Here is a 17,629-nt window from a genome sequence, read left to right on the forward strand (position 1 = left end):
CGCACCGAGGCGGCCGTCGATCTCATCGGGCAGACCCAACCTGACCGGCGTCATCCTCGCCGGAACCCTCACCCTGTCCGGACAGATGCTGCTGTGGCGCACCCAGCGCGGCCACTGGAAGCGGCGGAAGAAGGCCTGAGATCGGGAGACCTGAGACTGGAAGGCCGGGAGGCCGGGACCTGAGACCGGGAGACCGGGGGGCCTGATGAGATCGGGGCCCCGGAGGCCTGCGGCCGGGAACGCCGGGAGCCTCGGGAACGGGTGCGGCCCCCGCTCCGGAGTCCGGTGCGGGGGCCGACGTGTCGTCAGGCGGATCAGCCCAGCGCGGACTTCACCACGTCCGCGAGCCGCCCCGCCACCGAGCGGGCCTGCTCGATGTCGGCGGCCTCGACCATGACCCGGACCAGCGGCTCGGTGCCGGAGGGGCGCAGCAGCACCCGGCCGGTGGAGCCCAGCTCGCGCTCGGCCTCGGCCACGGCGGTGGCCAGCTCGGCGGAGGTGCCCACCCGGTTCCTGTCCACGTTCGGCACGTTGACCAGGACCTGCGGCAGCCGCTCCATGACCGAGGCGAGCTCGGCCAGGGACCTGCCGGTGGCGGCGACGCGGGCCGCGAGCATCAGACCGGTCAGGGTGCCGTCGCCGGTGGTGGCGTGGTCGAGGACGATGACGTGGCCGGACTGCTCGCCCCCGAGGGCGTAGCCGTGCTCCTTCATCGACTCCAGGACGTAGCGGTCGCCGACCGCCGTCTGGACGAGCGACAGACCCTCGCGCTCCATCGCCAGCTTGAAGCCGAGGTTGGACATGACGGTGCCGACGACGGCGTCGCCGCGCAGGGTGCCGGCCTCGCGCATGGCGAGGGCGAGGATGGCGAGGATCTGGTCGCCGTCGACCTCGTTGCCCTGGCCGTCGACGGCGAGGCAGCGGTCGGCGTCGCCGTCGTGGGCGATGCCGAAGTCGGCCTCCTGCTCGACCACGGCGGCCTTGAGGAGGTCGAGGTGGGTGGAGCCGCAGCCGTCGTTGATGTTGAGGCCGTCCGGCTCGGCGCCGATGGTGACGACCGTGGCGCCGGCCCGGGAGAAGGCCTCGGGCGACACGCGGGCGGCGGCACCGTGGGCCTCGTCGAGGACGATCTTCAGCCCGTCGAGACGGTTGGGCAGTACGGCGACGAGGTGGGCGACGTACTTGTCGAAGCCCTCGTCGTAGTCGCGGACCCGGCCGACGCCGCCGCCGGTGGGACGGTCCCAGGGCGCGCCGGTGCGGTGCTCCTCGTACACGGACTCGATGCGGTCCTCCAGCTCGTCGGCGAGCTTGTGGCCGCCGCGGGCGAAGAACTTGATGCCGTTGTCGGGCATGGCGTTGTGGGAGGCGGACAGCATCACGCCGAGGTCGGCACCGAGCGCGCCGGTGAGGTACGCCACGGCGGGGGTGGGCAGCACGCCGACGCGGAGGACGTCGACGCCGGCGCTCGCCAGGCCCGCCACCACGGCGGCCTCCAGGAACTCTCCCGAGGCGCGCGGGTCGCGCCCCACCACGGCGGTCGGCCGATGGCCCTCAAAGGTGCCCGTCTCGGCGAGCACGTGCGCGGCCGCGACCGACAGGCCGAGCGCCAGCTCCGCCGTCAGGTCGGCGTTGGCCACGCCGCGTACCCCGTCCGTGCCGAAGAGTCGTCCCACAGCTGTCCTCCGAAAGTCCTTGTGCCCAGGTCCCAGGGTCGTGCCCCCGTGCCCAAGATTATGAAAGCAAGGTGTGAAAAAGCCGTACGCCCCGGGGCACGGGCAGTGCCGCCGGGGCGTACGGGCCAAGCAGACCGAGCAGGCGATTAGCGCTTGCTGTACTGCGGGGCCTTGCGGGCCTTCTTGAGACCGGCCTTCTTGCGCTCGACCGCACGGTCGTCGCGGGAGAGGAAGCCGGCCTTCTTCAGCGGGCCGCGGTTGTTCTCGACGTCGGCCTCGTTGAGGGCGCGGGCCACGCCGAGGCGCAGGGCGCCGGCCTGGCCGGACACGCCGCCACCCGCGATGCGGGCGATGACGTCGTAGCGGTTGTCGAGCTCGAGCACCTTGAAGGGCTCGTTGACTTCCTGCTGGTGCACCTTGTTGGGGAAGTAGTCCTCAAGGGTGCGACCGTTGATCTTCCACTTGCCGGTGCCCGGAACGATCCGGACGCGGGCGATGGCGTTCTTGCGACGGCCCAGGCCGGCGGCCGGCTGCGGGTCGCCGAAGCGGGACGCGAGGGACTCGGAGGTGTAGTCACCCTCGACGATCTCGGTCTCGGTGGTGTACTCCTCGACGCCCTCGAACTCGTCGACGGGGGTCTCGGGGGTGGTCTCGGCCACGATGCTCCTCAGATTTCTTTCGTTCTTAGGGGGTGTGGCCGGAACTACTGCGCGACCTGGGTGATCTCGAACGGGACCGGCTGCTGGGCAGCGTGCGGGTGGTTCTCGCCCGCGTAGACCTTCAGCTTCGAGAGCATCTGACGGCCCAGGGAGTTCTTGGGGATCATGCCCTTGATGGCCTTCTCGACGGCCTTCTCGGGGTTCTTGTCCAGCAGCTCGTCGTAGCGGACGGAGCGCAGACCACCCGGGTAGCCAGAGTGGCGGTAGGCCATCTTCTGGGTCTTCTTGTTGCCGGACAGGTGGACCTTGTCAGCGTTGATGATGATGACGAAGTCGCCCATGTCCATGTGCGGCGCGTAGACGGGCTTGTGCTTGCCTCGCAGGAGGTTCGCAGCCGTCGTGGCCAGACGGCCCAGGACGACGTCCTGCGCGTCGATGATGTGCCACTGGCGAGTGACATCGCCAGGCTTGGGGCTGTACGTACGCACTTCGTAGCCTTCGCTTCTTCAGTGGATGGAGTCCAAGACACACCTGAAGCGATCATGCAGCTGGGACCCACACTGCCGGGACACCGCCCGTATGCGAGTCACTGGTAACTGCTCCAGGGAACTTGCGCAGGCCCCTTCGCGTGAGAACGACGAAGCCCATACGCATAACAAACGGCTACGGTACCCGTGCCACCCCCCAGGGGTCAAAACGCGGCGGGGCGCCGAGCCACCGCGCCCGCCCGCCCGCCCCGGTGCCGACGGGGGCCTCCACCCGCCGGGACCCGGGATCAGCGGGCCCGCCCGACCGCCCGGCCGCCGGGTTCAGCGCGCCCGCTCCACCCGCCGCTCGTCCCACACCGGCTCGCTCGTCTCCCGGACGACCCCGTCCGAACCGAAGACCAGGTACCGGTCGAAGGAACGGGCGAACCAGCGGTCGTGGGTCACGGCGAGGACCGTGCCGTCGTACGACTCCAGACCGTCCTGCAGCGCCTCCGCCGACTCCAGGTCCAGGTTGTCCGTCGGCTCGTCCAGGAGCAGGGCCGTGGTCCCGGCCAGCTCGAGGAGCAGGATCTGGAAGCGGGCCTGCTGGCCGCCGGAGAGCTTGTCGAAGGGCTGGTCGCCCTGGCGCTCCAGCTCGTAGCGCCGCAGCATCGACATCGCCGCGCCGCGGTCCTTGGCGTGCTCCGTCCACAGGATGTCGACGAGCGGGCGGCCGAAGAGCTCCGGGTGCGCGTGGGTCTGGGCGAAGTGGCCGGGCACCACGCGGGCGCCCAGCTTCCACAGGCCCGTGTGGGCCACCGACGGGTCGCCCGCGAGCAGCCGCAGGAAGTGCGACTTGCCGGAGCCGTTCGAGCCGAGGACGGCGACCCGCTCACCGTAGAAGATCTCCAGCGAGAACGGCTTCATCAGCCCGGTCAGCTCCAGGTTCTCGCAGGTCACCGCCCGCACCCCGGTCCGTCCGCCGCGCAGCCGCATCCGGATGTCCTGCTCGCGCGGCGGCTCCGGCGGCGGACCCGCCTCCTCGAACTTCCGCAGCCGGGTCTGCGCCGCCGCGTACCGCGAGGCCATGTCATGGCTGACCGCGGCCGCCTGCTGCAGGGTCACGACCAGCTTCTTCAGCTGGGCGTGCTTCTCGTCCCAGCGCCGCTTCAGCTCCTCGAAGCGGGCGAACCGCTCCCGCCGCGCCTCGTGGAAGGTGTCGAAGCCGCCGCCGTGCACCCACACGTCCGAACCGGCCGGACCGGGCTCCACGGCCACGATCTTCTGCGCCGCCCGGGCGAGCAGCTCCCGGTCGTGCGAGATGAAGAGCACGGTCTTGCGGGTCTCCCGCAGCCGCTCCTCCAGCCAGCGCTTGCCGGGGACGTCCAGGTAGTTGTCCGGCTCGTCGAGGAGCAGCACCTCGTCGTTGCCGCGCAGCAGGTACTCCAGGACCAGCCGCTTCTGCTCGCCGCCGCTCAGCGTGCGCACCTGCCGGAACTGCGCCTTGTCGTACGGCACGCCCATCGCGGCCGTGGTGCAGATGTCCCACAGGGTCTCGAACTCGTAGCCCTGCACCTCGGCCCAGTCGCTCAGCGCCTGCGCGTACGCCATCTGCGCGGCCTCGTCGTCGACCGTCATGATGCGGTGCTCGGCCTCGTCGACGGCCTTCGCGGCCTGCCGGATGCGGTCGGGCGCCACCGAGACCAGCAGGTCGCGGACGGTGGACTCGTCCCGTACGGAGCCGACGAACTGCGGCATCACGCCGAGCCCGCCGCTGACGGTCACGCCGCCGCCGTGCGGCTGGAGCTCCCCGGAGATCAGCCGGAGCAGGGTGGTCTTCCCCGCTCCGTTGGCGCCGACCAGGGCGACCACGGCACCCTCGCCGACCCGGAAGGAGGCGTCCCCGAGGAGGACCCTCCCGTCCGGAAGGTAGTACTCCAGGTGCGCGGCCTCGACATGTCCCATGGGGGGCATTGTGACCGCCCGCGCCCCGGGATCCCAACCGGTTTAGGATGCGCGGCATGAGCTTTGGGGGGCCGCAGGCGGGCGGCGAGCAGCAGGGACAGCAGGGATACGGCTACGGATACCCGCAGCAGCCGCAGGGCTACGGGTACCCCCAGCAGCCGCAGCAGCCGGGCGGTGGGTACGGATACCCGCAGCAGCAGCCGGGCGGCTACGGATACCCGCACCAGCCGCAGCAGCCGTACGCGCAGCAGCCGGCCGACCCGTTCCCCGGCGCGCAGCCGGCCGGGACCCCGGACTGGGGCGCGCTCGCCGAGGCCTCGGAGGCCCGCGGCAAGCGCAAGCGCCGGCTGATGATCGGCGGCGGGGCCGTCGCCGCGCTCGCCGTGGGCGCGATCGTCGCCACCGCGATCGTCTCCACCAACAAGAACAACGAGCAGGCCAAGAACGGCGGCCCCACCCCGACCGGCTCGGTGGCCCCCACCGACACCGCGAGCCCGGCCCCGACCTTCTCCTCGGTCGCCCCGCTGCCGCCGCCGAACCCCATGGACTTCATCTCGGACGCCAAGAAGGACAAGGCGCCGCTGAGCCCCGAGGGCCTCTACCCGGGCAAGAAGCTGACCATGAACAAGCGCCCGTACCAGAAGGGCGCCACCTCCTCCACGAACAACTGCGCGGCGGTCACCCAGGGCGGCCTCGGCGCGGTCCTGAAGAACAACGGCTGCACGCGCGTGATCCGCGCCACGTACGTCAGGGACGGCGTCGCCGTCACCGTCGGCGTCGCCGTCTTCCCCACCGACGACCAGGCCCTCAAGGCGAAGAAGCAGGCGAGCGGCGGCATCGCACCGCTCGCCGGAGCCGGTGTGAAGGACTTCTGCCGCGCCACCGTCTGTCTGCGCCGCACCAACTCGATCGGCCGGTACGTCTACCTCACCCAGGCCGGCTTCCTGAACGGCAAGAAGGTCACGACCTCCGACCAGGCCGTCTTCCAGGCCAGCGACGACGTCGGCACCTTCACCTTCAACCAGATCTACGCCCGCGGGCGTGCCCAGGCCTCAGCAGCAGCCGGCGCTCCCGGGGAGTGACCGCTTGTTGCGGGCCTCCTTGCTGCGGGCCGCGAGCTGGTCGTCGGCCGGGTAGCCGACCTCTTCGAGGGTGAGGCCGTGCGGCCGTACGACGTGCACGGCGGAGTCCCGCACGCCCGCGGCGAGCACCTTGCCCGGCCACTCCACCGGCCGGTGGCCGTCGCCGACGAACAGCAGGGCGCCGACCAGCGAGCGGACCATGTTGTGGCAGAAGGCGTCGGCCTTGACCGTGGCCTCCAGGATGCCGTCGGGACGGCGCTCCCAGCGCAGCTCCTGGAGCGTGCGGATGGTGGTGGCGCCCTCGCGCTTCTTGCAGTACGCGGCGAAGTCGTGCTCGCCGACGAGACGCTCGGCCGCGGCGTTCATGGCGTCCATGTCGAGCGTCCAGTCGTGCCACAGGACGTGGCCGCGCAGCAGCGGGTCGACACCGCCCGGGTGGTCGGTGACCCGGTAGGCGTACCGGCGCCAGATCGCCGAGAAGCGGGCGTTGAAGCCCGCGGGCGCCTCGGTGACCCTCCACACCCGGACGTCGTGCGAAAGCCGTCCGGCGAGCCGCCTGAGCAGCTTCTCGCGGTGGTCGTCCCACAGGGCGACGGGCAGGTCGACGTGGGCGACCTGGCCGCGGGCGTGCACCCCGGCGTCGGTGCGGCCGGCGACGGTCAGCTCGTACGTCTCCCGGGAGCGGGTGACGGTGCGCAGGGCGTCCTCGATCTCGCCCTGGACGGTACGCCGGCCGCCGGCCTGCTTCGCCCAGCCGGAGAAGTCCTTGCCGTCGTACGACAGGTCGAGCCGCACCCGTACGAAGCCGGGCCGCACGTCATCACGCAGGTCAGTCACGCCGTAAATCCTCTCAGAACACGGGAGCGGGCCCGCACCCCTGGGGGATGCGGGCCCGCTCACGAGACGGGGTCGTCAGAACGCTCAGGCGTCCTGCGCGTCCTCGGTCTTGGTCTCCTCGGCCTTGGGGGCCTCGTCGGCCTCCTTGACGGCGCGCTTGGTGGCGGCCTCGGCCTCGGCGACGGTCGCCTTCTTGGCGATCTCGCCCTCGACCAGCTCGATCACGGCCATCGGGGCGTTGTCGCCACGACGGTTGCCGATCTTGGTGATGCGGGTGTAGCCACCCGGGCGCTCGGAGTAGCGCGGGGCGATCTCGGTGAAGAGCGTGTGGACGACGCCCTTGTCCGTGATGGTCTGCAGCACCAGGCGACGGTTGTGGATGTCGCCCTTCTTCGCCTTGGTGATCAGGCGCTCGGCGACCGGACGCAGGCGGCGGGCCTTGGCCTCGGTCGTGGTGATGCGGCCGTGCTCGAAGAGCGACTTCGCCAGGTTGGCGAGGAGCAGCTTCTCGTGCGCGGCGGAGCCGCCGAGGCGGGCGCCCTTGGTGGGACGCGGCATGGTGTTTCTCCTTGAGATCTGCACCGGCCGTATCAGGTACCGGTGTCAGGGCCCCGCAGGCGGATGCCTGCGGGCAGCTATCAGTACTGCTCGGTCTCGACGAAGCCCGCGTCCGCGTCGTCGTCGGCGCCGAAGGCGTCGGCGGCGGCGGTCGGGTCGAATCCGGGCGGGCTGTCCTTGAGGGCCAGGCCCATGCCGGCCAGCTTCGCCTTGACCTCGTCGATCGACTTCGCACCGAAGTTGCGGATGTCGAGCAGGTCGGCCTCGGAGCGGGCGACGAGCTCACCCACGGAGTGGATGCCCTCGCGCTTGAGGCAGTTGTAGGACCGAACGGTGAGCTCGAGCTCCTCGATCGGCAGCGCCAGGTCGGCGGCCAGGGCGGCGTCCGTCGGGGACGGGCCCATGTCGATGCCCTCGGCGTCGATGTTGAGCTCGCGGGCCAGGCCGAACAGCTCGACCAGGGTCTTGCCGGCCGACGCCATGGCGTCACGCGGACGCATGGCCTGCTTGGTCTCGACGTCGACGATCAGCTTGTCGAAGTCGGTGCGCTGCTCGACTCGGGTCGCCTCGACCTTGTAGGTGACCTTCAGCACGGGGCTGTAGATGGAGTCGACCGGGATACGGCCGATCTCCTGGCCCACCTGCTTGTTCTGGACGGCGGAGACGTAGCCGCGACCGCGCTCGACGGTCAGCTCCATCTCCAGCTTGCCCTTGGCGTTGAGCGTGGCCAGGACCAGGTCGGGGTTGTGCACCTCGACACCGGCCGGCGGCGCGATGTCGGCGGCGGTGACCACACCGGGGCCCTGCTTGCGCAGGTACATCACGACGGGCTCGTCGTGCTCCGAGGAGACGACCAGCTGCTTGATGTTGAGGATGAGGTCGGTGACGTCCTCCTTGACGCCCGGCACGGTGGTGAACTCGTGCAGGACGCCGTCGATGCGGATGCTGGTGACAGCAGCGCCGGGGATCGACGAGAGGAGGGTGCGGCGGAGGGAGTTGCCGAGGGTGTAGCCGAAGCCCGGCTCCAGCGGCTCGATGACGAACCGGGAGCGGAACTCGTCGACGACCTCTTCGGTCAGCGAAGGACGCTGAGCGATAAGCATGTCTTCTGTTCCTTCAGTCGTGGACGCCCGCTATTTGACGTCCGACAGGGGTGCTGCCCGGAGGCGGCGGTACTGCAAGGGTACGGGCGGCACGCCCCCATTACGGAGCCGTACCGCCCGGACACTCATGGACGCACATGCGTCGCTGCGTCGGACGCGGCGGCGCTTCGGCGGACGGCAGCCGTGCTGCGGATTCCCGGGGGACGACCCCCGGACCCCCAGCCGACCACCGGCCCCGCCACGCACCGTGCGTCAGACGCGGCGGCGCTTCGGCGGACGGCAGCCGTTGTGCGGGGTGGGGGTGACGTCCTGGATCGAGCCGACCTCGAGGCCGGTGGCCTGGAGGGAGCGGATCGCGGTCTCACGGCCGGAGCCGGGACCCTTGACGAAGACGTCGACCTTGCGCATGCCGTGCTCCTGCGCGCGGCGGGCGGCCGACTCGGCGGCCATCTGCGCGGCGAAGGGGGTGGACTTGCGCGAGCCCTTGAAGCCGACGTGGCCGGCGGAGGCCCAGGAGATCACGTTGCCGGACGGGTCCGTGATCGAGACGATCGTGTTGTTGAACGTGCTCTTGATGTGCGCGTGGCCGTGAGCGACGTTCTTCTTTTCCTTGCGGCGCACCTTCTTGGCAGCGCCCTGACGTCCCTTGGGGGGCATCTACTTACTCCTACGGGAGGTGGTCGGTCCTACAGCGAAGACCGTGGACAGTCGTCCGCTGTGGACTACTTCTTGCCCGGCTTCTTCTTGCCGGCGATGGCGCGACGCGGGCCCTTGCGGGTACGGGCGTTCGTGCTGGTGCGCTGACCGCGGACGGGCAGGCCACGGCGGTGACGCAGACCCTGGTAGCAGCCGATCTCGACCTTGCGGCGGATGTCGGCGGCGATCTCACGGCGGAGGTCACCCTCGGTCTGGAGGTTGGCGTCCACGTACTCGCGGATCTTGACGAGGTCTTCCTCGGCAAGGTCGCGGACACGGGTGGACGGGTTCACGCCGGTGGCGGCGAGGATCTCCTCGGACCGGGTGCGCCCGATACCGAAGACGTAGGTGAGTGCGACCACCACACGCTTTTCGCGCGGGATGTCAACACCGGAAACGCGTGCCATTCAATGGCTCCTGTGTGTTCGGGGGTCTGCCGCAGAGCCGTTCCCGGCTGCCGTATCAGGTACGAACCGGGTCCCCGGCCCCCGCCGGAGGTGTCGCCGACCCTTGCGGGCTGGGCGGACTCTGCGTATGTACGAATCGCTATGCGTCGCGCGAAGAACTGCGAGATGCAGGTCGGTCGGCGTGCGTCAGCCCTGGCGCTGCTTGTGGCGCAGGTTGTCGCAGATGACCATGACCCGGCCGTGGCGGCGGATCACCTTGCACTTGTCGCAGATCTTCTTGACGCTCGGCTTGACCTTCATGGGATGTGAGGTTCTCCGGGTCAGTGCCACCACCCGCGCGGAACGGCGGGTACGGGCAAGATCTACTTGTACCGGTAGACGATCCGGCCACGCGTCAGGTCGTACGGAGACAGCTCCACGACGACCCGGTCGTCCGGGAGGATACGGATGTAGTGCATCCGCATCTTGCCGGAGATGTGCGCGAGGACCTTGTGACCGTTCTGGAGCTCCACCTTGAACATGGCGTTCGGCAGGGACTCGATCACGGTGCCCTCAATCTCGATGGCACCTTGCTTCTTGGCCACGCTTCGCCCTTCGAATCGGCTACCTTGATCGACTCTCGCTCCGAGTGCGGACACACGGGTACACGAGAGCCGACGCATCAGTCTACGTCAGGGGCTGGGAAAAGACGAATCGGGGATTCTGCCCAGCCCTGGAGATCGTTACGCGAGCGGGTCCGGCGCAGCCGTGACGCCCAGCTCGGCGAGCTTCGCCTTGCCGCCGTCGACGGCGGTCAGGACCAGCGGGCCCTCTTCCGTCAGGGCGACGGAGTGCTCCCAGTGGGAGGACCAGGTGCCGTCCGTCGTGATGACGGTCCAGTCGTCCGCGAGGACCTCGGTGCGCGGCGTGCCGAGCGAGACCATCGGCTCGATCGCCAGGCAGAGGCCGGGGACCAGCTTCGGGCCCTTGCCGCGCTTGCGGGAGACGTAGTTCAGGAGGTGCGGGTCCATGTGCATCTCGGTGCCGATGCCGTGGCCGCCGTAGTCCTCGATGATCCCGTAGCGGCCCAGGCTGTGGTCGCCGACGGCGGGGCGGGGCTGGCGCTTGATGTAGCCCTCGATCGCCTTCGAGATGTCGACCAGGCGGGCGCCCAGGCGCATCGCCGCGATGCCGGCCCACATCGACTCCTCGGTGACCCGGGAGAGCTCGATGAGCTCCGGCGCGTGGCCGCTGCCCACGAAGGCGGTGTACGCGGCGTCGCCGTGCCAGCCGTCCACGATGGCGCCCGCGTCGATGGAGATGATGTCACCGTCCTTGAGGACGGTCTTGTCGTCGGGGATGCCGTGGACGACGACCTCGTTCACCGAGGTGCAGATGGTCGCGGGGAAGCCGCCGTACCCGAGGAAGTTCGACTTCGCCCCGTGGTCGGCGATCACCTTGCGCGCGACCTCGTCCAGGTCCCGCGTCGTCGCGCCCGGCACCGCCGCCTCGCGGGTCGCCGCGTGGATGGCGGCGACGACCAGCCCCGCCTCGCGCATCTTCGCGATCTGCTCGGGGGTCTTGATCTGCACCATCTCGGCCGGGGCCTTTCGTCGACTACGGGGGTGGGAACAACGATACGGCCGCGGTGCCCCTCACGGGCACCGCGGCCGTACCGCAGCGATCGGCGGTTACTTCTTCAGCGCGGCCATCGCGCGCGCCGTGACCTCGTCCACCTTGCCGAGCGCGGAGATCGTCACGACCAGGTTCTGCGCCCGGTAGTAGTCGATGATCGGCTCGGTCTGCGTGTGGTAGACCTCCAGGCGCCGGCGGACGGTGTCCTCGGAGTCGTCCGGGCGCTGGAACAGCTCGCCACCGCAGGTGTCGCAGACGCCCTCGGTCTCGGGGGCGTTGTACTGCACGTGGAAGACGTGCGCGGAGTCGTTGCGGCAGACGCGACGGCCCGCGATCCGCTTCACGACCTCGTCCTCGGGGACCTCCAGGTCCAGGACCGCGTCCAGCTGCATGTCCTCGGCCTTGAGGACCACATCCAGAGCCTCGGCCTGGGCCACGTTGCGCGGGAACCCGTCGAGCAGGAAGCCGTTGGCGGCGTCGTCCTGCTCCATGCGGTCCTTGGCCATCCCGATGGTCACCTCGTCCGGGACCAGGTCGCCGGCGTCCATGTACGCCTTCGCCTTGAGACCGAGCTCCGTGCCCTGCGAGATGTTGGCACGGAACAGGTCACCCGTGGAGATGTGCGGGATGTCCAGGTTCTTGGCAAGGAACGCGGCCTGCGTTCCCTTGCCGGCCCCGGGCGGTCCGACGAGGACGATTCGCATCAGCGGAGGAACCCTTCGTAATTGCGCTGCTGGAGCTGGCTCTCGATCTGCTTCACGGTCTCGAGACCCACACCCACGATGATGAGGATGCTGGTGCCGCCGAACGGGAAGTTGGCATTGGCACCACCGAAGCCGGCCAACGCCATCGTCGGCACGAGAGCGATCAGACCCAGATACAGCGAGCCCGGCCAAGTGATCCGGTTGAGCACGTAGCTCAGATACTCGGCAGTAGGTCGACCAGCCCGGATACCCGGGATGAAGCCACCATACTTCTTCATGTTGTCTGCAACTTCCTCGGGGTTGAACGAGATCGCCACGTAGAAGAAGGCGAAGAACACGATCAGGAGGAAGTACGTAGCGATGTAGTAGGGGTGGTCACCCTTGACGAAGTGGGCTTCGATCCAGGTCTTCCAGCCGGCGGTGCTGTTCGAGAACTGAGCGATCAGCGCCGGGATGTAGAGCAGCGACGACGCGAAGATGACAGGAATCACACCTGCCTGGTTCACCTTCAACGGGATGTAAGTGGACGTACCGCCGTACGACCTGCGGCCGATCATCCGCTTCGCGTACTGCACCGGGATGCGGCGCTGGGCCTGCTCGACGAAGACGACGAGGCCCACCATCACGAAGCCGATCAGGATGACGGTGCCGAACTCGATCCAGCCGCCCGCCAGGTCGCCGCTCTCCTTGATGGCCCAGAGGGCGCCCGGGAAGCCGGCGGCGATGGAGATGAACATGAGGATCGACATGCCGTTGCCGATGCCGCGGTCGGTGATGAGCTCGCCGAGCCACATGACCAGGCCGGTACCGGCGGTCATGGTGATGACCATGGTGGCGGTGGTGAAGATCGACTGGTCGGGAACGACCTGGCTCGCGACGGTGCAGCCGCTGAACAGCGCGCCGGTACGGGCGGTGGCGACGAGGCCGGTGCCCTGGAGGATCGCGAGGGCGACCGTCAGATAGCGCGTGTACTGCGTGATCTTGGCGGTGCCGGACTGCCCCTCCTTCTTGAGGGCCTCCAGGCGCGGGATCACCACGGTCAGCAGCTGCAGGATGATGCTCGCCGTGATGTACGGCATGATGCCGAGCGCGAAGATGGTGATCTGCAGCAGCGCTCCGCCACTGAACATGTTGACCAGGCCGAACAGGCTGTTGTTGCCCTGGCTCGCCTGGTCCACACACTGCTGGACGGCCTCGTAGCTGACGCCGGGGACGGGGATGTGCGCCCCGAGCCGGTACAGCACGATGATGCCGAGCGTGAAGAGCAGCTTCTTGCGCAGGTCGGGCGTCTTGAACGCCCGGGCGAACGCGGTGAGCACGGTGCCTCCTGCGACCCCCGCGCACGTGCGTCAGAGGTGACGGTCTTGAGGTTCGACTGGATAGTGATCCGCCCAGAGAGCCTTCGGACCCACCTCACGCACTCTGGACAGTGGAGGCCACCTTACCGGCGACTACGCCCCCCTAGGAACGACCAACCGGGGATGCCCCTTTTGGGAGGCATCCCCGGTCGATGTTCAGGCCATCGAGTCGTCTCAGACGAGCTCGGTGACGGTGCCGCCGGCGGCGGCGATCTTCTCCTTGGCGGAGCCGGAGACGGCGTCGACCGTCACCTGCAACGCCACGGAGACCTCGCCCTGGCCCAGGACCTTGACGAGCTGGTTCTTGCGAACCGCACCCTTGGCGACCAGGTCGGCCACCGTGACCTCGCCACCCTGCGGGTAGAGCGCGGCCAGCTTGTCCAGGTTCACGACCTGGTACTCGGTGCGGAAGGGGTTCTTGAAGCCCTTCAGCTTCGGGAGGCGCATGTGGAGCGGCATCTGGCCACCCTCGAAGCGCTCCGGAACCTGGTAGCGGGCCTTCGTGCCCTTCGTACCACGACCGGCCGTCTTACCCTTCGACGCCTCACCACGACCGACACGGGTCTTGGCGGTCTTGGCGCCCGGGGCGGGACGGAGGTTGTGGACCTTCAGCGGGTTGTTCTCCGCCATGTCAGTCGACCTCCTCGACCGTCACGAGGTGGCGGACGGTGTGCACCATTCCGCGGAACTCGGGGCGGTCCTCCTTGACGACCACGTCGTTCAGGCGCTTGAGCCCGAGCGAACGCAGGGTGTCGCGGTGGTTCTGCTTGCTGCCGATGTACGACTTCGTCTGCGTGATCTTGAGGCGAGCCATTACGCACCCGCCCCGGCACGCGCACGGAGCAGAGCCGCGGGAGCGACGTCCTCGAGGGGCAGACCGCGGCGGGCCGCGATCTCCTCGGGACGCTGCAGGCCCTTCAGGGCCTCCACGGTCGCGTGCACGATGTTGATCGCGTTGTCGGAGCCGAGCGACTTCGACAGGATGTCGTGAACGCCGGCGCACTCGAGCACGGCACGCACCGGGCCACCGGCGATGACGCCGGTACCGGGGGAAGCCGGCTTGAGCAGGACGACGCCCGCCGCCTTCTCACCCTGGATCGGGTGAGGGATGGTGCCCTGGATACGGGGGACCTTGAAGAAGTGCTTCTTGGCCTCCTCCACACCCTTGGCGATGGCGGCCGGCACCTCCTTGGCCTTGCCGTAACCGACACCCACGGTGCCGTCACCGTCACCCACCACGACGAGCGCGGTGAAGGAGAAACGACGACCACCCTTGACAACCTTGGCGACGCGGTTGATCGCGACTACGCGCTCAACGTACGCGGTCTTCTCGGCGGCAGCAGCGCCACCGTCGCGACCCTTCCGGTCCCGCCGCTCGCCGCCACCGGCACCGCTGCCGCGGCGCTGGGGTCCAGCCATTGGAATACCTCTCTCTGTTACGTCCGTTAGTCCCGGAACCGGGGCTTAGAACTTCAGCCCGGCTTCGCGGGCGGCGTCAGCCAGAGCGGCAATGCGCCCGGCGTACCTGTTGCCACCACGGTCGAACACGACGGCCTCGACACCGGCGGCCTTGGCGCGCTCGGCGACCAGGGCGCCGACCTGCTGGGCCTGCGAGGACTTGGAGCCCTCGCCACCGCGGATCGACGCGTCCAGGTGGGACGCCGACGCCAGGGTGTGGCCCTTCAGGTCGTCGATGACCTGCGCGGTGATGCCGCGGTTGGAGCGCGTCACGACGAGGCGCGGACGCTCCGCCGTACCCGACACGTTCTTGCGGATGCGCAGGTGACGGCGCGCCTTCGCAGCGCGCTTGTAAGCGTCGCCCTTGGCGATCTTCACACCGTATGCCATGGCTTTACTTACCAGCCTTTCCGACCTTGCGGCGGATGACCTCGCCCGCGTACTTGACACCCTTGGCCTTGTACGGGTCCGGCTTCCGCAGCTTGCGGATGTTGGCGGCGACCTCGCCGACCTTCTGCTTGTCGATGCCCTCGACCGAGAACTTGGTCGGCGACTCGACCTTGAAGGAGATGCCCTCGGGGGCCTCCACCAGGATCGGGTGGCTGTAGCCGAGCTGGAACTCCAGGTTGGAGCCCTTCGCGGCCACGCGGTAACCGACACCGCTGATCTCGAGCGCCTTCGTGTACCCCTGGGTCACACCGGTGATCATGTTGGCCACCAGCGTGCGGGACAGGCCGTGGAGGGCCTTGTTCTGACGCTCGTCGTTCGGACGGGTGACGTTCAGAACGCCGTCCTCGCCCTTAACGATCTCGATCGGAGCGGCAACGGTGTGGGTCAGGGTGCCCTTGGAACCCTTGACGGTGACCGTGCGGCCCTCGATGGTGACGTCCACGCCGGCGGGAACCGGGATGGGGAGCTTGCCAATGCGAGACATAGCTTTTCCTCCGTTCCCGACTACCAGACGTAGGCGAGGACTTCCCCACCCACGCCCTTCTTCTGCGCCTGCTGGCCGGTCAGGAGACCGTGGGACGTGGAGATGATCGCCACGCCCAGGCCGCCGAGGACCTTCGGCAGGTTGGTGGACTTCGCGTAAACCCGGAGGCCCGGCTTCGAGATCCGCTTGATGCCCGCGATGGAGCGCTCACGGTTCGGACCGAACTTGAGGTCGAGCACGAGGTTCTTGCCGACCTCGGCGTCCTCGACCTTCCAGCCCGTGATGAAGCCCTCCTGCTGGAGGATTTCCGCGATGTGAGACTTGATCTTGCTGTGCGGCATCGTCACGGAGTCGTGGTACGCCGAGTTCGCGTTACGCAGACGCGTGAGCATGTCTGCGATCGGATCAGTCATGGTCATGAATTGGCCTTCGGCCTCTCTCGCCGGGGTTTCCTGGTGCACCATCCCTCTCCCCGATCCGAGACGGGGCGGGTGCGGTGCGGTGGACCTACGGCGTAGTAAGTCGTAAGGGCGGCGGACGCCCAACCCTGCAAGCCTACGGCATGCCGGGTCGGACCTCCGCCAACCCAATGCTTACCGAGAGACTCCTGTGGTTCCCTGACGCCCTACGGGCGAGGGGGAGTTACCAGGAGCTCTTGGTCACGCCCGGCAGCTCGCCACGGTGAGCCATCTCACGAAGGCACACGCGGCAGAGGCCGAACTTGCGGTACACGGAGTGGGGACGGCCGCAGCGCTGGCAGCGCGTGTACGCGCGCACACCGAACTTGGGCTTGCGGGCAGCCTTCGCGATGAGAGCCTTCTTCGCCATCTCGCTTACGCCTCCTTGAACGGGAAGCCGAGGTGACGCAGAAGGGCACGGCCCTCGTCGTCGTTGGTCGCCGTGGTCACCACGGTGATGTCCATACCCCGGACGCGGTCGATCTTGTCCTGGTCGATCTCGTGGAACATGACCTGCTCCGTGAGACCGAAGGTGTAGTTGCCACGGCCGTCGAACTGCTTCGGGGACAGGCCGCGGAAGTCGCGGATACGCGGCAGCGCGAGCGACAGGGTGCGGTCCAGGAACTCCCACATGCGGTCGCCACGGAGCGTGACGTGGGCACCGATCGGCTGACCCTCACGCAGCTTGAACTGCGCGATGGACTTGCGGGCCTTGGTGACGGCCGGCTTCTGACCGGTGATCGTGGTGAGGTCGCGGATGGCGCCCTCGATCAGCTTCGAGTCACGGGCAGCGTCGCCGACACCCATGTTGACCACGATCTTCACGAGGCCCGGGGTCTGCATGACGTTCTCGTACTTGAACTCGTCACGCAGCTTGCCCGCGATCTCCTCGCGGTACTTCGTCTTGAGACGCGGAGTGGTGGTAGCCATCAGATGTCCTCACCCGTCCGCTTGGCAACGCGGATCTTGTTGCCCTCGTCGTCGAAGCGGTAACCGACACGCGTGACGACCTTCTTGCCGTCCTTCTCCACGACCAGCTGGACGTTGGAGACGTGGACCGGAGCCTCGGTGGTCACGATGCCGCCGGCCTGGTTCGGGCCGGCCTTCGTGTGCTTCTTGACCCGGTTGACACCCTCGACGAGGACGCGGGACTCGGCGGGGAAGGCCGCGATGACCTTGCCCTGCTTGCCCTTGTCCTTGCCGGTGATGACCTGGACCAGGTCGCCCTTCTTGATCTTCATGCTTACAGCACCTCCGGCGCGAGCGAGATGATCTTCATGAACTTCTTCTCGCGCAGCTCACGGCCCACCGGGCCGAAGATACGGGTGCCGCGAGGGTCGCCGTCGTTCTTCAGAATGACGGCGGCGTTCTCGTCGAAGCGGATGTACGAGCCGTCCTGGCGGCGGCGCTCCTTGACGGTGCGAACGATGACCGCCTTGACGACGTCACCCTTCTTCACGTTGCCACCGGGGATCGCGTCCTTGACGGTGGCGACGATGACGTCACCGATGCCCGCGTAGCGGCGACCCGAGCCACCGAGAACACGGATGCAAAGGATCTCCTTGGCACCAGTGTTGTCGGCGACGCGAAGTCGCGACTCCTGCTGGATCACGTCTATCTCCTGATTGTCTGCCGGTTCCCGGTGGGGGCCTCAGC

The 17,629-nt window shown here is 68.5% G+C and carries 25 protein-coding genes; 1 reads left to right on the top strand and 24 read right to left on the bottom strand.

Annotation, left to right across the window (positions count from 1 at the left end; translation table 11 throughout):
• Nucleotides 1-314: 314 nt before the first annotated feature.
• The 4 genes from glmM to ESG85_RS34540 form a co-directional block, all read right to left on the bottom strand.
• Complete coding sequence (gene glmM, locus ESG85_RS34525; RefSeq protein WP_128985115.1) at nucleotides 315-1,673, bottom strand: phosphoglucosamine mutase; 1,359 nt, start codon at nucleotides 1,671-1,673, stop codon at nucleotides 315-317.
• 146 nt (nucleotides 1,674-1,819) lie between these two features.
• Entirely contained in the window at nucleotides 1,820-2,332 is a 513-nt protein-coding gene (rpsI, locus tag ESG85_RS34530; protein WP_128985116.1) for a 30S ribosomal protein S9, read from the bottom strand.
• Between the two features lie 44 nt (nucleotides 2,333-2,376).
• Complete coding sequence (rplM, locus tag ESG85_RS34535) at nucleotides 2,377-2,820, bottom strand: 50S ribosomal protein L13 (RefSeq protein WP_031076703.1); 444 nt, start codon at nucleotides 2,818-2,820, stop codon at nucleotides 2,377-2,379.
• Between the two features lie 321 nt (nucleotides 2,821-3,141).
• Nucleotides 3,142-4,764, bottom strand: a complete 1,623-nt coding sequence (locus ESG85_RS34540) for an ABC-F family ATP-binding cassette domain-containing protein (RefSeq protein ID WP_128985117.1) — start codon at nucleotides 4,762-4,764, stop codon at nucleotides 3,142-3,144.
• Nucleotides 4,765-4,820: 56 nt separating this feature from the next.
• Between ESG85_RS34540 and ESG85_RS34550 the strand changes: the two genes are divergently transcribed.
• A complete protein-coding gene (locus tag ESG85_RS34550) occupies nucleotides 4,821-5,846 on the top strand; it encodes a hypothetical protein (RefSeq protein ID WP_164986393.1) in 1,026 nt (341 codons plus the stop codon).
• Here the strand turns inward: ESG85_RS34550 and truA are convergent.
• The 20 genes from truA to rplN all read right to left on the bottom strand — a co-directional run bounded on the left by truA (nucleotide 5,817) and on the right by rplN (nucleotide 17,585).
• The gene (truA, locus tag ESG85_RS34555) at nucleotides 5,817-6,674 is read right to left on the bottom strand and encodes a tRNA pseudouridine(38-40) synthase TruA (RefSeq protein WP_128985152.1); all 858 of its coding nucleotides are present in this window, start codon (nucleotides 6,672-6,674) and stop codon (nucleotides 5,817-5,819) included. The two genes, ESG85_RS34550 and truA, sit on opposite strands and share 30 nt — an antisense overlap.
• Nucleotides 6,675-6,767: 93 nt before the next feature.
• On the bottom strand, nucleotides 6,768-7,241 hold the full coding sequence (rplQ, locus tag ESG85_RS34560) for a 50S ribosomal protein L17 (protein WP_128985120.1): 474 nt from the start codon (nucleotides 7,239-7,241) through the stop codon (nucleotides 6,768-6,770).
• 80 nt (nucleotides 7,242-7,321) lie between these two features.
• Nucleotides 7,322-8,344: a DNA-directed RNA polymerase subunit alpha gene (locus tag ESG85_RS34565; RefSeq protein WP_128985121.1), complete on the bottom strand. Its 1,023-nt coding sequence runs from the start codon at nucleotides 8,342-8,344 to the stop codon at nucleotides 7,322-7,324.
• A 252-nt stretch (nucleotides 8,345-8,596) separates the two neighbouring features.
• Complete coding sequence (gene rpsK / locus ESG85_RS34570) at nucleotides 8,597-9,001, bottom strand: 30S ribosomal protein S11 (protein ID WP_003956432.1); 405 nt, start codon at nucleotides 8,999-9,001, stop codon at nucleotides 8,597-8,599.
• Nucleotides 9,002-9,066: 65 nt separating this feature from the next.
• On the bottom strand, nucleotides 9,067-9,447 hold the full coding sequence (gene rpsM / locus ESG85_RS34575) for a 30S ribosomal protein S13 (RefSeq protein WP_015035595.1): 381 nt from the start codon (nucleotides 9,445-9,447) through the stop codon (nucleotides 9,067-9,069).
• A gap of 186 nt (nucleotides 9,448-9,633) precedes the next feature.
• Nucleotides 9,634-9,747: a 50S ribosomal protein L36 gene (gene rpmJ / locus ESG85_RS34580; protein ID WP_003956441.1), complete on the bottom strand. Its 114-nt coding sequence runs from the start codon at nucleotides 9,745-9,747 to the stop codon at nucleotides 9,634-9,636.
• A gap of 62 nt (nucleotides 9,748-9,809) precedes the next feature.
• Complete coding sequence (gene infA / locus ESG85_RS34585) at nucleotides 9,810-10,031, bottom strand: translation initiation factor IF-1 (RefSeq protein WP_003956442.1); 222 nt, start codon at nucleotides 10,029-10,031, stop codon at nucleotides 9,810-9,812.
• Nucleotides 10,032-10,169: 138 nt separating this feature from the next.
• Nucleotides 10,170-11,021 carry a type I methionyl aminopeptidase gene (map, locus tag ESG85_RS34590; RefSeq protein ID WP_128985122.1) on the bottom strand — a complete coding sequence of 284 codons (852 nt, stop codon included), beginning with the start codon at nucleotides 11,019-11,021 and terminating at the stop codon, nucleotides 10,170-10,172.
• A gap of 96 nt (nucleotides 11,022-11,117) precedes the next feature.
• Complete coding sequence (locus ESG85_RS34595; RefSeq protein ID WP_128985123.1) at nucleotides 11,118-11,765, bottom strand: adenylate kinase; 648 nt, start codon at nucleotides 11,763-11,765, stop codon at nucleotides 11,118-11,120.
• Entirely contained in the window at nucleotides 11,765-13,084 is a 1,320-nt protein-coding gene (gene secY / locus ESG85_RS34600) for a preprotein translocase subunit SecY (protein ID WP_128985124.1), read from the bottom strand. The genes ESG85_RS34595 and secY overlap by 1 nt, the downstream gene beginning before the upstream one ends.
• A 213-nt stretch (nucleotides 13,085-13,297) precedes the next feature.
• Complete coding sequence (rplO, locus tag ESG85_RS34605; RefSeq protein ID WP_128985125.1) at nucleotides 13,298-13,753, bottom strand: 50S ribosomal protein L15; 456 nt, start codon at nucleotides 13,751-13,753, stop codon at nucleotides 13,298-13,300.
• A 1-nt stretch (nucleotide 13,754) separates the two neighbouring features.
• Nucleotides 13,755-13,937 (bottom strand): 50S ribosomal protein L30, encoded by a 183-nt coding sequence (gene rpmD, locus ESG85_RS34610; protein ID WP_005313525.1) that lies wholly within the window; start codon nucleotides 13,935-13,937, stop codon nucleotides 13,755-13,757.
• Nucleotides 13,937-14,542: a 30S ribosomal protein S5 gene (gene rpsE / locus ESG85_RS34615; protein ID WP_030201551.1), complete on the bottom strand. Its 606-nt coding sequence runs from the start codon at nucleotides 14,540-14,542 to the stop codon at nucleotides 13,937-13,939. Before rpsE ends, rpmD begins: the two co-directional genes overlap by 1 nt.
• Nucleotides 14,543-14,587: 45 nt before the next feature.
• The gene (gene rplR, locus ESG85_RS34620) at nucleotides 14,588-14,971 is read right to left on the bottom strand and encodes a 50S ribosomal protein L18 (protein WP_128985126.1); all 384 of its coding nucleotides are present in this window, start codon (nucleotides 14,969-14,971) and stop codon (nucleotides 14,588-14,590) included.
• 4 nt (nucleotides 14,972-14,975) lie between these two features.
• Complete coding sequence (rplF, locus tag ESG85_RS34625; RefSeq protein WP_128985127.1) at nucleotides 14,976-15,515, bottom strand: 50S ribosomal protein L6; 540 nt, start codon at nucleotides 15,513-15,515, stop codon at nucleotides 14,976-14,978.
• Between the two features lie 20 nt (nucleotides 15,516-15,535).
• Entirely contained in the window at nucleotides 15,536-15,934 is a 399-nt protein-coding gene (rpsH, locus tag ESG85_RS34630) for a 30S ribosomal protein S8 (RefSeq protein ID WP_041130779.1), read from the bottom strand.
• Between the two features lie 223 nt (nucleotides 15,935-16,157).
• Nucleotides 16,158-16,343, bottom strand: coding sequence for a type Z 30S ribosomal protein S14 (locus tag ESG85_RS34640; RefSeq protein ID WP_003956452.1), 186 nt, complete (start codon nucleotides 16,341-16,343; stop codon nucleotides 16,158-16,160).
• A 5-nt stretch (nucleotides 16,344-16,348) separates the two neighbouring features.
• Nucleotides 16,349-16,906, bottom strand: a complete 558-nt coding sequence (gene rplE, locus ESG85_RS34645; protein WP_128985128.1) for a 50S ribosomal protein L5 — start codon at nucleotides 16,904-16,906, stop codon at nucleotides 16,349-16,351.
• Nucleotides 16,903-17,214 carry a 50S ribosomal protein L24 gene (rplX, locus tag ESG85_RS34650; protein WP_128985129.1) on the bottom strand — a complete coding sequence of 104 codons (312 nt, stop codon included), beginning with the start codon at nucleotides 17,212-17,214 and terminating at the stop codon, nucleotides 16,903-16,905. Before rplX ends, rplE begins: the two co-directional genes overlap by 4 nt.
• A gap of 2 nt (nucleotides 17,215-17,216) precedes the next feature.
• Nucleotides 17,217-17,585, bottom strand: coding sequence for a 50S ribosomal protein L14 (gene rplN / locus ESG85_RS34655; RefSeq protein WP_003956455.1), 369 nt, complete (start codon nucleotides 17,583-17,585; stop codon nucleotides 17,217-17,219).
• Between the last annotated feature and the right edge of the window lie 44 nt (nucleotides 17,586-17,629).

The organism is Streptomyces roseicoloratus (assembly GCF_004117935.1).
Lineage (GTDB): Bacteria > Actinomycetota > Actinomycetes > Streptomycetales > Streptomycetaceae > Streptomyces > Streptomyces roseicoloratus.

Coding starts and splice junctions, on each gene's coding strand:
- ESG85_RS34540 (WP_128985117.1), bottom strand. CDS start 4,764: ATGGGACATGTCGAGGCCGCGCACCTGGAGTACTACCTTCCGGACGGG.
- ESG85_RS34550 (WP_164986393.1), top strand. CDS start 4,821: ATGAGCTTTGGGGGGCCGCAGGCGGGCGGCGAGCAGCAGGGACAGCAG.
- rplQ (WP_128985120.1), bottom strand. CDS start 7,241: ATGCCGCGTCCCACCAAGGGCGCCCGCCTCGGCGGCTCCGCCGCGCAC.
- ESG85_RS34565 (WP_128985121.1), bottom strand. CDS start 8,344: ATGCTTATCGCTCAGCGTCCTTCGCTGACCGAAGAGGTCGTCGACGAG.
- rpsK (WP_003956432.1), bottom strand. CDS start 9,001: ATGCCCCCCAAGGGACGTCAGGGCGCTGCCAAGAAGGTGCGCCGCAAG.
- rpsM (WP_015035595.1), bottom strand. CDS start 9,447: ATGGCACGCGTTTCCGGTGTTGACATCCCGCGCGAAAAGCGTGTGGTG.
- rpmJ (WP_003956441.1), bottom strand. CDS start 9,747: ATGAAGGTCAAGCCGAGCGTCAAGAAGATCTGCGACAAGTGCAAGGTG.
- map (WP_128985122.1), bottom strand. CDS start 11,021: ATGGTGCAGATCAAGACCCCCGAGCAGATCGCGAAGATGCGCGAGGCG.
- ESG85_RS34595 (WP_128985123.1), bottom strand. CDS start 11,765: ATGCGAATCGTCCTCGTCGGACCGCCCGGGGCCGGCAAGGGAACGCAG.
- rplO (WP_128985125.1), bottom strand. CDS start 13,753: ATGGCGGAGAACAACCCGCTGAAGGTCCACAACCTCCGTCCCGCCCCG.
- rpmD (WP_005313525.1), bottom strand. CDS start 13,937: ATGGCTCGCCTCAAGATCACGCAGACGAAGTCGTACATCGGCAGCAAG.
- rpsE (WP_030201551.1), bottom strand. CDS start 14,542: ATGGCTGGACCCCAGCGCCGCGGCAGCGGTGCCGGTGGCGGCGAGCGG.
- rplR (WP_128985126.1), bottom strand. CDS start 14,971: ATGGCATACGGTGTGAAGATCGCCAAGGGCGACGCTTACAAGCGCGCT.
- rplF (WP_128985127.1), bottom strand. CDS start 15,515: ATGTCTCGCATTGGCAAGCTCCCCATCCCGGTTCCCGCCGGCGTGGAC.
- rpsH (WP_041130779.1), bottom strand. CDS start 15,934: ATGACCATGACTGATCCGATCGCAGACATGCTCACGCGTCTGCGTAAC.
- ESG85_RS34640 (WP_003956452.1), bottom strand. CDS start 16,343: ATGGCGAAGAAGGCTCTCATCGCGAAGGCTGCCCGCAAGCCCAAGTTC.
- rplX (WP_128985129.1), bottom strand. CDS start 17,214: ATGAAGATCAAGAAGGGCGACCTGGTCCAGGTCATCACCGGCAAGGAC.